The sequence below is a fragment of the Nostoc sp. genome (assembly GCF_036917465.1).
Taxonomy (GTDB): Bacteria; Cyanobacteriota; Cyanobacteriia; order Cyanobacteriales; family Nostocaceae; genus Nostoc.
Genome location: NZ_JBALDL010000085.1, coordinates 40,099 through 52,147 on the forward strand (window position 1 = coordinate 40,099; position 12,049 = coordinate 52,147).

At 41.7% G+C, this 12,049-nt stretch carries 17 protein-coding genes; 10 read left to right on the forward strand and 7 right to left on the reverse strand.

Going from position 1 to position 12,049, the window contains the following annotated elements; translation table 11 throughout:
* Positions 1 to 16: 16 nt before the first annotated feature.
* Positions 17 to 238, reverse strand: coding sequence for a DUF4327 family protein (locus V7K38_RS19915; RefSeq protein WP_334860126.1), 222 nt, complete (start codon positions 236 to 238; stop codon positions 17 to 19).
* Between the two features lie 295 nt (positions 239 to 533).
* Here V7K38_RS19915 and V7K38_RS19920 point away from each other — a divergent pair, with 295 nt between their 5' ends.
* The gene (locus tag V7K38_RS19920; protein WP_334860128.1) at positions 534 to 1,766 is read left to right on the forward strand and encodes a cysteine desulfurase-like protein; all 1,233 of its coding nucleotides are present in this window, start codon (positions 534 to 536) and stop codon (positions 1,764 to 1,766) included.
* Positions 1,767 to 1,881: 115 nt separating this feature from the next.
* Here the strand turns inward: V7K38_RS19920 and V7K38_RS19925 are convergent, their stop codons facing one another.
* The 5 genes from V7K38_RS19925 to V7K38_RS19945 form a co-directional block, all read right to left on the reverse strand.
* A complete protein-coding gene (locus tag V7K38_RS19925; RefSeq protein WP_334860129.1) occupies positions 1,882 to 3,147 on the reverse strand; it encodes a molybdopterin molybdotransferase MoeA in 1,266 nt (421 codons plus the stop codon).
* Between the two features lie 140 nt (positions 3,148 to 3,287).
* Positions 3,288 to 3,497: a zinc ribbon domain-containing protein gene (locus V7K38_RS19930; protein ID WP_334860368.1), complete on the reverse strand. Its 210-nt coding sequence runs from the start codon at positions 3,495 to 3,497 to the stop codon at positions 3,288 to 3,290.
* The gene (locus V7K38_RS19935; protein WP_334860130.1) at positions 3,490 to 4,230 is read right to left on the reverse strand and encodes an RNA-guided endonuclease InsQ/TnpB family protein; all 741 of its coding nucleotides are present in this window, start codon (positions 4,228 to 4,230) and stop codon (positions 3,490 to 3,492) included. Before V7K38_RS19935 ends, V7K38_RS19930 begins: the two co-directional genes overlap by 8 nt.
* Complete coding sequence (locus tag V7K38_RS19940; protein ID WP_334860131.1) at positions 4,196 to 4,303, reverse strand: helix-turn-helix domain-containing protein; 108 nt, start codon at positions 4,301 to 4,303, stop codon at positions 4,196 to 4,198. Before V7K38_RS19940 ends, V7K38_RS19935 begins: the two co-directional genes overlap by 35 nt.
* Before the next feature lie 22 nt (positions 4,304 to 4,325).
* Positions 4,326 to 4,976: a hypothetical protein gene (locus V7K38_RS19945; protein WP_334860132.1), complete on the reverse strand. Its 651-nt coding sequence runs from the start codon at positions 4,974 to 4,976 to the stop codon at positions 4,326 to 4,328.
* A gap of 200 nt (positions 4,977 to 5,176) precedes the next feature.
* Here V7K38_RS19945 and V7K38_RS19950 point away from each other — a divergent pair, with 200 nt between their 5' ends.
* The 9 genes from V7K38_RS19950 (at position 5,177) to V7K38_RS19990 (ending at position 11,187) form a co-directional block, all read left to right on the forward strand.
* The gene (locus V7K38_RS19950) at positions 5,177 to 5,734 is read left to right on the forward strand and encodes an RDD family protein (RefSeq protein ID WP_334860133.1); all 558 of its coding nucleotides are present in this window, start codon (positions 5,177 to 5,179) and stop codon (positions 5,732 to 5,734) included.
* A 43-nt stretch (positions 5,735 to 5,777) separates the two neighbouring features.
* Complete coding sequence (rpmG, locus tag V7K38_RS19955) at positions 5,778 to 5,972, forward strand: 50S ribosomal protein L33 (RefSeq protein ID WP_094333178.1); 195 nt, start codon at positions 5,778 to 5,780, stop codon at positions 5,970 to 5,972.
* 2 nt (positions 5,973 to 5,974) lie between these two features.
* The gene (gene rpsR / locus V7K38_RS19960) at positions 5,975 to 6,190 is read left to right on the forward strand and encodes a 30S ribosomal protein S18 (RefSeq protein ID WP_094333177.1); all 216 of its coding nucleotides are present in this window, start codon (positions 5,975 to 5,977) and stop codon (positions 6,188 to 6,190) included.
* 177 nt (positions 6,191 to 6,367) lie between these two features.
* The gene (locus V7K38_RS19965) at positions 6,368 to 8,428 is read left to right on the forward strand and encodes a ribonuclease catalytic domain-containing protein (RefSeq protein WP_334860134.1); all 2,061 of its coding nucleotides are present in this window, start codon (positions 6,368 to 6,370) and stop codon (positions 8,426 to 8,428) included.
* Positions 8,429 to 8,532: 104 nt separating this feature from the next.
* Positions 8,533 to 8,808 carry a type II toxin-antitoxin system ParD family antitoxin gene (locus tag V7K38_RS19970; protein ID WP_334860135.1) on the forward strand — a complete coding sequence of 92 codons (276 nt, stop codon included), beginning with the start codon at positions 8,533 to 8,535 and terminating at the stop codon, positions 8,806 to 8,808.
* Between the two features lie 358 nt (positions 8,809 to 9,166).
* Positions 9,167 to 9,364: a 50S ribosomal protein L35 gene (gene rpmI, locus V7K38_RS19975; protein WP_094333173.1), complete on the forward strand. Its 198-nt coding sequence runs from the start codon at positions 9,167 to 9,169 to the stop codon at positions 9,362 to 9,364.
* A 19-nt stretch (positions 9,365 to 9,383) separates the two neighbouring features.
* The gene (gene rplT, locus V7K38_RS19980) at positions 9,384 to 9,740 is read left to right on the forward strand and encodes a 50S ribosomal protein L20 (protein WP_334833431.1); all 357 of its coding nucleotides are present in this window, start codon (positions 9,384 to 9,386) and stop codon (positions 9,738 to 9,740) included.
* A 12-nt stretch (positions 9,741 to 9,752) separates the two neighbouring features.
* Positions 9,753 to 10,568, forward strand: a complete 816-nt coding sequence (locus tag V7K38_RS19985) for a transporter substrate-binding domain-containing protein (protein WP_334860136.1) — start codon at positions 9,753 to 9,755, stop codon at positions 10,566 to 10,568.
* A gap of 94 nt (positions 10,569 to 10,662) precedes the next feature.
* On the forward strand, positions 10,663 to 11,187 hold the full coding sequence (locus V7K38_RS19990) for a tetratricopeptide repeat protein (RefSeq protein WP_334860369.1): 525 nt from the start codon (positions 10,663 to 10,665) through the stop codon (positions 11,185 to 11,187).
* A gap of 257 nt (positions 11,188 to 11,444) precedes the next feature.
* On the opposite strand, the gene V7K38_RS19995 is transcribed toward V7K38_RS19990, so the two are convergent.
* Positions 11,445 to 11,951 carry an NINE protein gene (locus V7K38_RS19995; protein ID WP_334860137.1) on the reverse strand — a complete coding sequence of 169 codons (507 nt, stop codon included), beginning with the start codon at positions 11,949 to 11,951 and terminating at the stop codon, positions 11,445 to 11,447.
* Positions 11,952 to 12,049 lie beyond the last annotated feature (98 nt).

Genomic DNA, 12,049 nt, shown 5'->3' on the forward strand with positions numbered 1-12,049 from the left:
TATATGATATGTAGCCTCAATCATCTTCCCAAGATTCGTGATTGAGAAGGTCGATAATTCTATCTCTGAGGAGAAATTCATTTTTTTCTAGCTCAAGTTCAAAATTAACCCACTCACGATGAGGAATATATTTACACAGGGTATAAATTGCCTGCTGACGGTTAACAAGTCTCTTTTTAACAAGTTGAAGTGCTTCTTTCTTGATAACTTCGATGTCGTATTTAATCGTAGTGTTCATAGGTCGTTCCTTTCTTTTCAATCAAGGAATAAAGAATCAAAACAATAATTTATTTGACTCTACCTTAAACTTATCAAATAAATTGGCGAGAATTGTGAAGAATCAAGACATTAACTCTTGTTGGAAATTAGATATGTCAGTAAGATACTCTTCGGGTTCCCAAATATACACCTCTAGAGAGATTGTTGTAAAGCAGAAACCCTGTCACAACAAGCTGTAAACACCAAAGATGCTCTCTGTGCGACTTACCAAAAGGTAGGTTAGGGTAAAGAACATTCTCTACAAAACTTATACTATGCTTTTGAATCTTGATAAAGTTCGTCAATATTTTCCCGCCCTCGCTGGTGAATGGACTTTTTTTGATAATGCTGGCGGATCGCAAACCTTGAAAAAGGTAGTAGATAGAATTAGCGAATTTCTCCTGAGTTCTGATGTCCAATTGGGAGCTTCTTATGCCGTTTCTGAACTTGCAGGAGAACGATTGGCTTTAGCAACGAGGGGAATGTCTACTTTGATTAACGCTAATTCTTCTAAAGAAGTAGTTATGGGCCCATCTACGACAATGATGTTAAAAGTTCTGTCAATTTGTCTAGGTAAAACTTTTACACATGGTGATGAGATTATTGTTACTAATTGTGACCATGAAGCCAATATTGGCGCTTGGGTTGCTTTGGAAAAACAAGGAATTAAGGTTAAAGTGTGGCAAATTCGTCCAGATACCTTAGAACTTGATTTAGCAGATTTAGAAGTATTGATGAGTCATCGCACCAAATTAGTAACATTGACTCATGCTTCTAATCTTCTGGGAACCATCAACCCGATCAAAGAAATTGCTGCATTTGTACACGATCGCAACGCGATGATTTGTGTAGATGGTGTAGCTTATGCACCACATAGATTAGTTGATGTCCAAGATTTGGATGTTGATTTTTATACTTTGAGTTGTTACAAAGTTTACGGGCCACACCATGCCTTACTTTATGGCAAAGAAGAACATTTATTAAGATTACCTGGACTTAATCATTATTTTATTGAGCAGACAGACATACCTTATAAATTTCAGTTAGGTAATGTCAATTTTGAATTAAGTTATGGAATGTTAGGTTTATGTGATTATTTAAGTGAGTTAGCACAACTCCATTATGGCGATCAAACTGCACCTGATTTGAGAAATCAGATGGTGCAGGCGTTTGATTTAATGAGCATACATGAAGAAAAAATTAGCGATCGCCTCCTAAATTACCTCAACAGCAAGCCTAATGTGCGAGTCATTGGTCAATCAAAAGCTGACCGTCAATGCCGTGTACCGACTATATCTTTTGTAGTAGATGGAATCAATAGCTCAACCATTCCGGCAAAAATTGACCAACATCACATTGGGATTCGCTACGGAGACTTTTATGCTAAACGGCTCATTGAATACCTGGGGTTAGCGTCGCAAGGTGGAATAGTCCGGGTGAGTATGGTGCATTACAACACCCTCGAAGAAGTTAACAACTTGATTGAGGCTTTTGAGCAGATATTTTGAGATTGGGAATTGGGAATTGGGAATTGAAAAGAGGTAGAGGGGCCGGGTGCTGCTTTTGCATAAGGGAAAGAGGTAATTTTTATTCTTCCCCCTGCTCCCTGCTCCCTGCTCCCAATTACCCATTACTAAGCTGTAAAACTTGCACCTCTTCTTGTGACGAAATTAATATTTTACCCACTGGGAGAACAGCTAAGGCATCGGTTTGAGCTAAATTAATTAAATTGCCGGAACTATTACTACCACCAGCTTTGTGAAATTCGTAAACTCCATCAATTAAATGTAATTTACCCCAAAGGTAAGTTTCCCGCTTACCATCCGATCGCAATTCATCATGCGATCGCACTTTCAAAAATATTGGCTCCCAACCTTCAGTAATTCCCGAAATTTTCTTAATCGCTGGTAGCACAAACCGCCAAAATGTCACCAACACAGCCGCAGGGTTTCCTGGTAAACCAAAGTATAGCGCTGAGTGGGTAGAGACACGATTAATCACGTCTGTACTGGGGAAAGTGGCGACAGTGAGGGGTTTCCCTGGCCTCATTTCCACAGAGCGAATGTGGATTTTTGCGCTTAGGGACTGTAAAATTTTTTCAACATAGTCATAATCTCCCACTGAGACACCACCAGAAGAGAGAACTATATCAGCGATCGCAACAGCATGAGCAATAACTTTCTCCAAACTAACTGGATCGTCCTTCACAATCCCTAACAGTAATGGTTCTGCGCCACTTTCCTTTACCAAAGCTGCCAGCGCATACTGATTAGAATCCACAATTTGTCCTGGTTGCAACGGTTGATCGATACTCACCAATTCATCACCAGTCGAAAAAATTGCCACACGCGGACGGCGGTAAACACTTAATTTTGGACACTGTGCTACCGCTAATACAGCAATTTCTGAGGCATTTAACTTAATTCCGGCTGGTAATAGTTGTGTTCCAGCTTGGTAAAAAGATGCTTGATGTCTGACAAATTCTTGTGGTTTTGGTGCAGCCAAAATATACACGCGGTTTTCCTCGCGGCGTGTCCTCTCTTGCATAACTACAGTATCCGCACCTGCTGGAATCACCGCACCCGTGAAAATCCGCGCGGCTTCCCCTGGTTGAATCGTAGATTTGGGCTGATACCCAGCCGGAATATCTTCAACAATTTCTAAAACGGCGGGTTGTTCGGCGCTAGAGTGCTGCACATCTTCGTAACGAACTGCGTAACCATCCATTGCCGAATTATCCCAATGGGGAAAATCCAATGGACTAGTGACAGGCGTTGCTAAAATCCGGCTATCGGCTGCCAATAAATCTACAAGTTCTGTATCCCGTTGACAATCCAACGGTTGGACTAAATTTAAAATAATTGCTTGTGCATCGCTGACTGATACCATAGCGATCGCCTCCGACTTTTTACTTCATCCCTGTAAAGTAACACTGAGTCTACTGCTATATAAAACCTAGACAAAACTAGACTTTACTTCTTACTTCAACGGGGGCATGGGAGCGGCTATCCCTCAGCAAGTTTTCACGCTTAAGCCAAACGTGATAAATTAGTGGCGGCGTTCAAATCCCTATCCATACAATGACCACAACTATTGCAGTTGTAAGTCCTTTCAGACAAAGGCATATCCTGAACGTTGCCACAATTAGAACAAGTCTTGCTGGATGGATACCATCTATCAGCGATGATTATTTCACATCCAAACTTCTTAGACTTATAATCAAGTTGACGTTTAAATATGAAGTTGCATCATGCCTGAGACATTAAGATCCTCTATGACTACTTTTGCGTGGTTTTTGCATAAGTAAGTAGTCATTTTGTGAAGACTATCTTTTCTCAGGTTCGCTATCTTTATATGATGTCGGGCAAGTTTAATCTTAGCCTTACGTCTATTATTAGAGCCTTTAACTTTCCTGGGTAGGGTACGAGATAATCTTTGTAGTTTCGCTAAATTCTGTCTATAGTGCTTCGGGTTAGTAAACGTAACTCCGGTACTCAAAGTAGCAAGTTGTTTCACCCCTAAGTCAACACCAACAATAAGATGAGGTTTATTAGAAGGTTGACAATCTTGCTCATAGCTAAAAGCGATAAACCAACTATCAGCACTTCGAGAGATAGTAATCCTTTTACAATTAGTGTGGGTTAATGCTTCGTAAGTCTTAACCCAACCAATAGTGGGTAGCTTTACAGATTTGCCGCCCACAGGTATGGGTTTGCCACCATTGTCAATCGTGAAAGAGTCATTTCTACCTTTCTTCTTAAAGTTGGGGTACTTGCCCAATCCTTTGAAGAATCTTTGAAAAGCGCTACCTAGATTATAAAAAGCATATTGAGTTATTTTCTGACAAATTCCTTTCTCTTTAATCCACTCTAACTCTGGCTTAACGTGATTATTGAAGAACTTCTTTAAGAGGTATTTGTTAGGCTTGAATCCATCTTTATATAAATTTTGCCAAGTAGGTAAACCTCGCAATACCAGCGTGTTTAATCATAATTAATTCTTGACTTTTGGTAAGCTTTAATTTGGTTTTTATGGATAAAAGCATCTTTTTACATCAGCACTGTATTTTATTTTCTCTGTCTAAGCTTGATATACTCTTGGTTAGCTTTGTCTAGATTTTTATAAGCGGTAAATCCCAAACTACATACTGCTAGTAAACCGATAATTATGCTTCCTTCGGGGACTTTGGATACCTGAACGGAATTGTTACTTAAATCTAGTATTTGCTTTGTCCCTGCTGCATTTCTATTGTTAAAACCAAATTCTTTAGCTAGAACCTCATCACTAAAACCTTCTTCTATAAGTGCAAGATTATTATTAAGCCATGTGTCGCCAGCAAGTTCATCATCTTTGCCTACATCAAATAGGCCAAAGATTTGCTCTTTAGTGCTATCAAAGTTAAATCTCAAAAAGCTGTAATTAGATACACCACTAAGTACTGGAGTGAAACTATTTATGAGAGTACTAAATGGATCGAAGAAGGAAATTGAGAGAGACTGCAAGTTCTTCGTAGTTCCCAAACCTGTTTCCGAAATGACACTGGGAGCGGTTGTTGTATCGTAGTTAAATGAACCTTTAGCTGAATAATCAGTATCTCCCTTCCAGCTAAAGTTGAATTCAGCAGCATCAGCTATATTGTGAGTGCTTATAGCGATCGCTAACACTAAAACAATAGTCGCCATCATCCTAATAGCTCTTTTAGTAAACAGATGTGTCATAGATACAACTTCCAAATAGTTTCTCCTACAATACAATACTTCTGAAAAACAGACTCTTGTGGGTTGGGCAACATCAGCGCCCTGATTAGGGAACTTTTATGTGCAACAGAGTTTAAACGCCAAACCCAATTCATCACCTTAATATAAAAAACAGGAGCAATCATTATTCCCCAACCCCTAAATAAAAATACCTATTTTGTATGACTATCGAACGACTTCCCCAAAAACACTATCCCAAAGCTGAAATTGGGCGGCGAGGTATGGCATTAGGACTTGATTTCCTTGGTGTCTGGTTAGTCAGTTCCCTACTAGGAGGCGGCGATATTGGGATTCAATTTTTGCAAATCCTTGTTTTTGTGATATTTTGGCTGATTTTACGGGTGCTAGTGCCATATAACAATAAAGGGCAAAGTTTAGGGCGTTGGACATTCGATTTAAAGGTGTTGGAAGTAGAAGATGGGGAAGTAGTGGGCAGAATCCCAGATTTGCCTTCATTGGTGAAGCGAGAAGCGATCGTTGGCTTGGGTGCGCTTTTAGTGTCAATTGCCCTGAGCAATATTAGAGCCAATCCCACTGCTATACTGCTAGTACTTCCCCTAGCAATTGATTGTGCGACTGCCCTCTCTGATACCCAGATGCGGCAGACTTTACACGATCGCTATTGTGGAACTTTCATCGTTTCGTCGCGTCGTGGCTACTCGCTTGATATAAAAATTAAAAGATTAGTTGAAAATATGCGGCGGAATGTGAGAAGATAGTCATTTGTGTTAAATCTCTTCAGGCTCCACTGTTTGTAAGATTATGGCTAAGAGTAAAGGTGCCCGCATTATTGTGACACTAGAGTGTACCGAGTGTCGGACAAATTCAGATAAGCGTTCTGCTGGTGTTTCCCGTTATACCAGCACTAAGAATCGCCGCAACACCACTAACCGGCTAGAACTGAAAAAGTTCTGCACCCACTGCAACAAACATACTGTTCACAAGGAAATTAAGTAGAGATGAGTTATTTCCGTCGTCGCCTTTCTCCCATCAAGCCAGGAGATCCAATCGATTATAAAGATGTTGATTTATTACGTAAGTTTGTCACCGAGCGGGGTAAAATACTCCCACGTCGGATTACTGGACTAACGTCTCAGCAACAGCGAGAGTTGACATTAGCAATTAAACGTTCGCGGATTGTGGCTTTGTTGCCATTTATCAATGCGGAAGGCTAAAAGGAGGAGAGACGCGATTAATCGCGTCTGTACAGGAGAGACGTGATTATACTCTTACGAGAAGCCGCTCTTCGAGCGTCTACGCGTCTGTACAGGAGTTAAGAATCAAAACTCCTAACTCCTAACTCCTAACTTGAAACTATTTAAACTGTTCACCAAAATTAAAGTGCGAGAGTTGTGGAGAAGGGGACGCTAGTTGAATTTAGGGTTCAAGGCGATCGCCGTTTGGCCATCGTAGAACGCCCAGACGGTAAAACCCGCTGGTTTGTGGTAGATGACCGTGGTCAGTCCCACAGCCTCGCGCCTAGACAAATAACTTATACAGTTACCGGACAGACCTACAAACCATCTGAGATTGCCAGTTTTTTGGAGCAAGTCAACCCTTATCTAGACCCATCTAGCCTAGAGATAGCTTGGGAATTACTGGTTGAAGATGGGGAAACAGTCACCCCAGACCTGATGGCGAATCTGCTGTTTTCGGAATCAGCCGCGCCTCATTGCTACGCTGCCCATTGCTTGTTATCAGACGACAAACTCTATTTCAAGCAAAAAGGAGACGCTTATGAGCCTCGGACTGCTGCTCAGGTGGCAGAACGCAAACACCAGATGGAAGTAGAGGCATTAAAAGCTAAAGGACAGCAGGAATTTTTAACTCGTGTAGAGCAGGCACTCAAAGGTGAAGCAGTAGAGTGGCAGCGCCACGATCGCCAACGCCTAGAAGGTCTAGAAAAATACGCAGCGTTGCTTGCTGATACAGTGCGGACGGGAGTTAATTATGACTCCTTAGCTCGCGCTTATCCGCCAAGCGCTCCAGTATTAGAAACGATGACCATGTTGGGACGACCCACAACGCCCCAAGGAGCCTTTCAACTATTAGTAGATTTAGGTTGTTGGAGTCCTTATGAAAACTTGTTCCTGCGTCGTTCTTCAATTCCGATTCAATTTCCTAATAAGGTATTAGAAGTGGCGCAACAGCGTTTGGATTTCCCGCCGATTGACTCAGATACAAACCGCCTCGATCTGACTCACCTAAAGGTCTACACCATTGATGATGAAACTACCACAGAGATCGACGATGGTCTAAGTTGGGAAGTCATGCCCGATGGACGGGAGCGCCTGTGGGTGCATATTGCCGATCCGACTAGATGGTTAGTGCCGGAAGGTGAATTAGATTTAGAAGCCAGAAAGCGGGGTAGTACAGTCTACTTACCTACGGGGATGATTCCCATGTTCCCAGAGGTATTGGCAACTGGGCCAATGAGTCTAATCCAGGGAAGGGTTTGTTGCGCCCTCAGTTTCGGAATTGTTTTAGATACAACTGGGGGAGTAGAAGATTACAGCATTCATACCAGTTCTATTAAGCCGACTTATCGCCTCACCTACGAAGATGTAGATGAAATGCTGCAATTACGGGTACAGGCAGAACCAGAAATTGCTGCGATCGCAACTTGGGCGCAAAAACGCAAAACTTGGCGTTATGCTCAAGGAGCAATTAGTATCACAATGCCCGAAGCAACGATCAAAGTCAAAGGTGAAGAGATCCACATTGACATTTTGGACGATTCCCCATCACGGCAAGTAGTCGCAGAAATGATGATTGTAGCCGGTGAAGTTGCGGCTCGTTATGGTAAAACTCATAACATACCTTTGCCTTTTCGCGGTCAACCCCAACCGGAATTACCTCCAGATGAGGAATTGCTGCTACTTCCGGCTGGATTCGTTCGCGCCTGCGCCATGCGTCGTTGTATGCCCAAGAGTGAAATGAGCATTACGCCTTTGCGCCATGCTGGTTTGGGTTTGGATACCTACACTCAAGCAACCTCTCCCATCCGTCGTTACAGTGATTTGCTTACCCACTTCCAATTGAAAGCCCATTTGCGCGGTGAAGTTCTGCCATTTTCCGCAGATCAACTTAAAGAAGTGATGATGACTGTCACCAGCATCACCCAAGAGGTGACGATGGTAGAACGGCAAACTAATAGATATTATGCTTTAGAGTATTTACGCCGCCATCCAGAGGAAACTTGGGAGGTAACAGTCTTAATGTGGCTGCGGGAAGACAGCAATTTAGCCCTAATTTTGATCGAAGATTTGGGCTTGCAGTTACCAATGGTTTTCAAACGTTCTGTGAACTTGGGCGAACAGATAGTGGTGAAAGTTAGCCACGCCGATCCGCAAAAAGATATGATCCAGTTTCAAGAAATAGTTTATCAAGAAGCCCAAACAGCCGCGAATTAATTCGTAATTTGTAATTCGTAATTATTATCAATTACGAATTATTTTAACGTTGCTCTAACGCCTTTGGGTTAGGATATAGGGTAAATGGAATGAGGTGATAAGTTGTGAATATATCTTTGACCCCAGAACTGGAGCAGTTGGTTAAGGATAGGGTTAGTAGTGGGAAATATCACTCAGTTAGTGAAGTGATGGGTGAAGCATTGAGATTGCTAGAAGAACGCGATGCCTGCGGCGGGCTACGCCAACGCATTCGAGATCAGCGTCTAGCAGAATTGAAAGCTAAAATCCAAGTTGGTATTGAAGAACTCGAACGTGGTGAAGGAATTGATGGTGAAGAAGTATTTGCTGAACTAGATAGAAGAAGATATCCGACGTGCTGAAGCGCAAATGCAACAAATAGAGGCTGCTAAGTAATGAGTAGGTGTATATTTAGCGCCTTCAGCTAGATTCGATTTGAAAGAAATCAGCTTTAAATTCTAAAATTAGCGCCACTGGTAAAAGTTAAATTATTACTGCCTTTGGTTTTTCGCCATCTCCTTAAATCATGCTTTTGACATCTCAGACTGGGCATAGCGATTTTTGGCACTGATATAATCAAACGCGATCACTCCCCAAATTTGCTGCCAAGTCGCGTTTTAGAACTTTGCAGCGAGCGCGTTTGATTAAATCCGTTATTTAATTTCCATTCCAGTAATTTTATTAGTATAATAATGGATCGTGTCGAATTAAAGCTATACCATGCCTAAACTCAAGACTCGTAAAGCAGCAGCGAAGCGATTCCGTGCCACCGGCACCGGCAAAATCGTCCGTCGGAAAGCTGGCAAAAGCCACCTTTTAGAACACAAATCTTCCGACAAAAAGCGTAGCATGTCCAAGACCGCCCTTGTACATGAACGCGATGAACTCAACGTGCGCTTAATGCTCCCATATTTGTAAGTCCTTCAGGAAATAAGTTATGACACGGGTAAAACGCGGTAATGTAGCTCGGAAGCGCCGCAATAAAATTCTCAAACTAGCTAAAGGTTTTCGCGGTTCTCACTCAACTCTGTTTAGAACTGCCAACCAACAAGTAATGAAGGCACTACGCAGTGCCTACCGCGATCGCAAAAAGAAAAAGCGCGATTTTCGTCGCCTCTGGATTACCCGCATCAACGCTGCTTCAAGACAACACGGCTTGAGCTATAGCCAGTTGATCGGTAACTTGAAAAGAGCTGATATCCAACTAAATCGCAAGATGTTGGCACAATTAGCAGTCCTCGATCCAGCTAGCTTTGGCAAAGTTGCTGAACTAGCAGTTCAAGCTAAAGGATAAAGGTGGACACGGATGCATAACAGATGTAACAGATGGCAAGTAATTACTCGGTTACATCTGGTATTATCCGCCATTATTTTTTGGATATGTTGCTTTTCCATAGTGGGGACAGGATTTACTGCATCTGCCGCCAAAATGCCAGAAATTCAGCAGCGCGGCTATCTCACTGTTGCTGTCAAAGATAACTTGCGTCCCTTGGGGTTTAAAGATGCCAGTGGCAATTTGCAAGGCTTAGAAATTGACTTGGCACAGCGATTAGCACTTGACTTGGTTGGGAAAACAGATGCTGTTAAATTGAAACCTGTAGCGAATCGCGATCGCCTGTCTGTAGTCTTAGACAAGAAAGTTGATTTTGCGATCGCTAGGGTGACAGCAACCGAGTCACGCAGCCGGATAGTTAGTTTCAGTGTTCCCTACTATTTGGATGGCACTGTATTAGTTACAAAAGATGCCTCTGTGCAACAGTTGAATGATTTGGCAAAACAAAAAATTGCCGTCCTCAGCAACTCCAGCACTATTGCTAAAGTTCGGTACTATGTGCCAAATGCCGAGTTGGTAGGAGTAAATTCATATCAAGAAGCACGAGAGAAAATAGAAAGTAATACAGCCGTAGCCTTTGCCGCAGATGCTACCGTTTTGAGCGGTTGGGTACAACAATATCCTCAATATCGGCTACTGCCAACTAAGCTATCAACTGAACCCTTAGCTGTAGTGATGCCCAAGGGCTTGCAGTACGATGAGTTAAGGCGAAATGTGAATGTAGCGATCGCTCGTTACTTAGAGCAAGGTTGGCTCCAGCAACGCTCTCAATATTGGGGTTTACCATAAGTTGGTCATTAGTCATTCGTCATTGGTCATTAGTGAATGACAAATGACTGATAATAGATTACAGAAGCAACTTTTAATATTTGTATTTGCAGCAATGGATAACAGTCTAGCCGTTGTTTATCTCTCAATTTTGGTGGGTATACTCACAATTGCAGCCGTGAGTGTTTTTCGCCAGATTTTCAAAACTCGCAAGATTGAAGGCTCCTTTGCAAAATTGCGAAAGAAGTTAGAGAAAGAAAAGGGTACAACTCAAGAATATTATGAGTTAGCCAGTATTTATTCAGACAAAAAACTGTATTCCCAAGCGATCGCGCTGTTTCAAAAAGCTCTGAAAGCTGCCGAAGAAGAAGAAGAAGAAAATATTGCGCCTATTTACAATGGGCTGGGTTATATTTATTTTACCCAAGAGCAATATGACCTCGCAATTCGTCAGTATAAAGAAGCTCTGAAATCTAAACCAGATTACGTAACAGGGTTGAATAATATTGGACACGCTTATGAGAAGAAAAAATTAACTACTCAGGCGTTACAAAGCTACGAAGAAGCACTAAAGCTCGATCCAAATAACCCTATCGCTAAACGTCGTGCTGAATCTTTACGCCGTTTGGTTTCTGCGTAATTGCTGAGGTATCATAATTAATCTGTTATGAACAAAGGATTATAAACTTGATTTCCCGTATGGGCAATTTATGAATTGCCTATACATTTCATATTTGATGCGTAAGTCCTAAATATGACAGTATTATGAATATTTACTCCCGTTTACTCCTAAACCTTATTCCAAATTGAAAAAAGAATGCGACAGATAGGTAAAGGCACAACATTTTTGTGTCCTTACGAATAATCTATGTGTCGCAAAAACTATTTGAATTGGTATTACACATCAAAATGATAACGGATAGCTCCAGTATCTCGATCGTTATTGATCTCAGCGTACCCTATCTTCGTTGCCTCTTGAAGCAACTCTTTTAGCTGCTCTGATTCTAGCTCAGTATACATAGCCGCTTGAGCAATGGAAAGTTGCCCATTATGTTCCTTTGCAGCCTTGAGCAACTTCTGCATTGGACTAACTGTAGATGAAATTTGTGGTTGTATCGATTGTAACTGTTGAAGTTGAGGAATCTCACCAATGTTCAATGTAATTAATTGATTGACACTGGGGGTTCCATTACCATGTAACCCACGCAGATAAATATTTCGCTTGTCAACCATACCAGGAATGAGAGCCAAATCGATTAGTTGACCAATCCCAAAAAAACCAATAGTGAAAAAATATATCAAACCACTACCAATCTGTCCAGTGTAGAATCTTTGCCCACCACAGATACCAAAGAAGCACAAACACCAAAGGATGTATGCTACACCTGAATTTGCTTGCTGCATGACAGTGGACTCCAATTTCCTATGAATACTTGTATATAGTGTTCCCAAGTTTGAATGTAAAGCTAACAATTGATTAGACTGATGGATTTTATAATTGG

What these genes read in the sequence shown, in the direction of transcription:
- V7K38_RS19915 (WP_334860126.1), bottom strand. Translation starts at nt 238, where the DNA reads ATGAACACTACGATTAAATACGACATCGAAGTTATCAAGAAAGAAGCA.
- V7K38_RS19920 (WP_334860128.1), top strand. Translation starts at nt 534, where the DNA reads ATGCTTTTGAATCTTGATAAAGTTCGTCAATATTTTCCCGCCCTCGCT.
- V7K38_RS19925 (WP_334860129.1), bottom strand. Translation starts at nt 3,147, where the DNA reads ATGGTATCAGTCAGCGATGCACAAGCAATTATTTTAAATTTAGTCCAA.
- V7K38_RS19940 (WP_334860131.1), bottom strand. Translation starts at nt 4,303, where the DNA reads ATGCTTTTATCCATAAAAACCAAATTAAAGCTTACCAAAAGTCAAGAA.
- V7K38_RS19945 (WP_334860132.1), bottom strand. Translation starts at nt 4,976, where the DNA reads ATGACACATCTGTTTACTAAAAGAGCTATTAGGATGATGGCGACTATT.
- V7K38_RS19950 (WP_334860133.1), top strand. Translation starts at nt 5,177, where the DNA reads ATGACTATCGAACGACTTCCCCAAAAACACTATCCCAAAGCTGAAATT.
- rpmG (WP_094333178.1), top strand. Translation starts at nt 5,778, where the DNA reads ATGGCTAAGAGTAAAGGTGCCCGCATTATTGTGACACTAGAGTGTACC.
- rpsR (WP_094333177.1), top strand. Translation starts at nt 5,975, where the DNA reads ATGAGTTATTTCCGTCGTCGCCTTTCTCCCATCAAGCCAGGAGATCCA.
- rpmI (WP_094333173.1), top strand. Translation starts at nt 9,167, where the DNA reads ATGCCTAAACTCAAGACTCGTAAAGCAGCAGCGAAGCGATTCCGTGCC.
- rplT (WP_334833431.1), top strand. Translation starts at nt 9,384, where the DNA reads ATGACACGGGTAAAACGCGGTAATGTAGCTCGGAAGCGCCGCAATAAA.
- V7K38_RS19985 (WP_334860136.1), top strand. Translation starts at nt 9,753, where the DNA reads ATGCATAACAGATGTAACAGATGGCAAGTAATTACTCGGTTACATCTG.
- V7K38_RS19990 (WP_334860369.1), top strand. Translation starts at nt 10,663, where the DNA reads ATGGATAACAGTCTAGCCGTTGTTTATCTCTCAATTTTGGTGGGTATA.
- V7K38_RS19995 (WP_334860137.1), bottom strand. Translation starts at nt 11,951, where the DNA reads ATGCAGCAAGCAAATTCAGGTGTAGCATACATCCTTTGGTGTTTGTGC.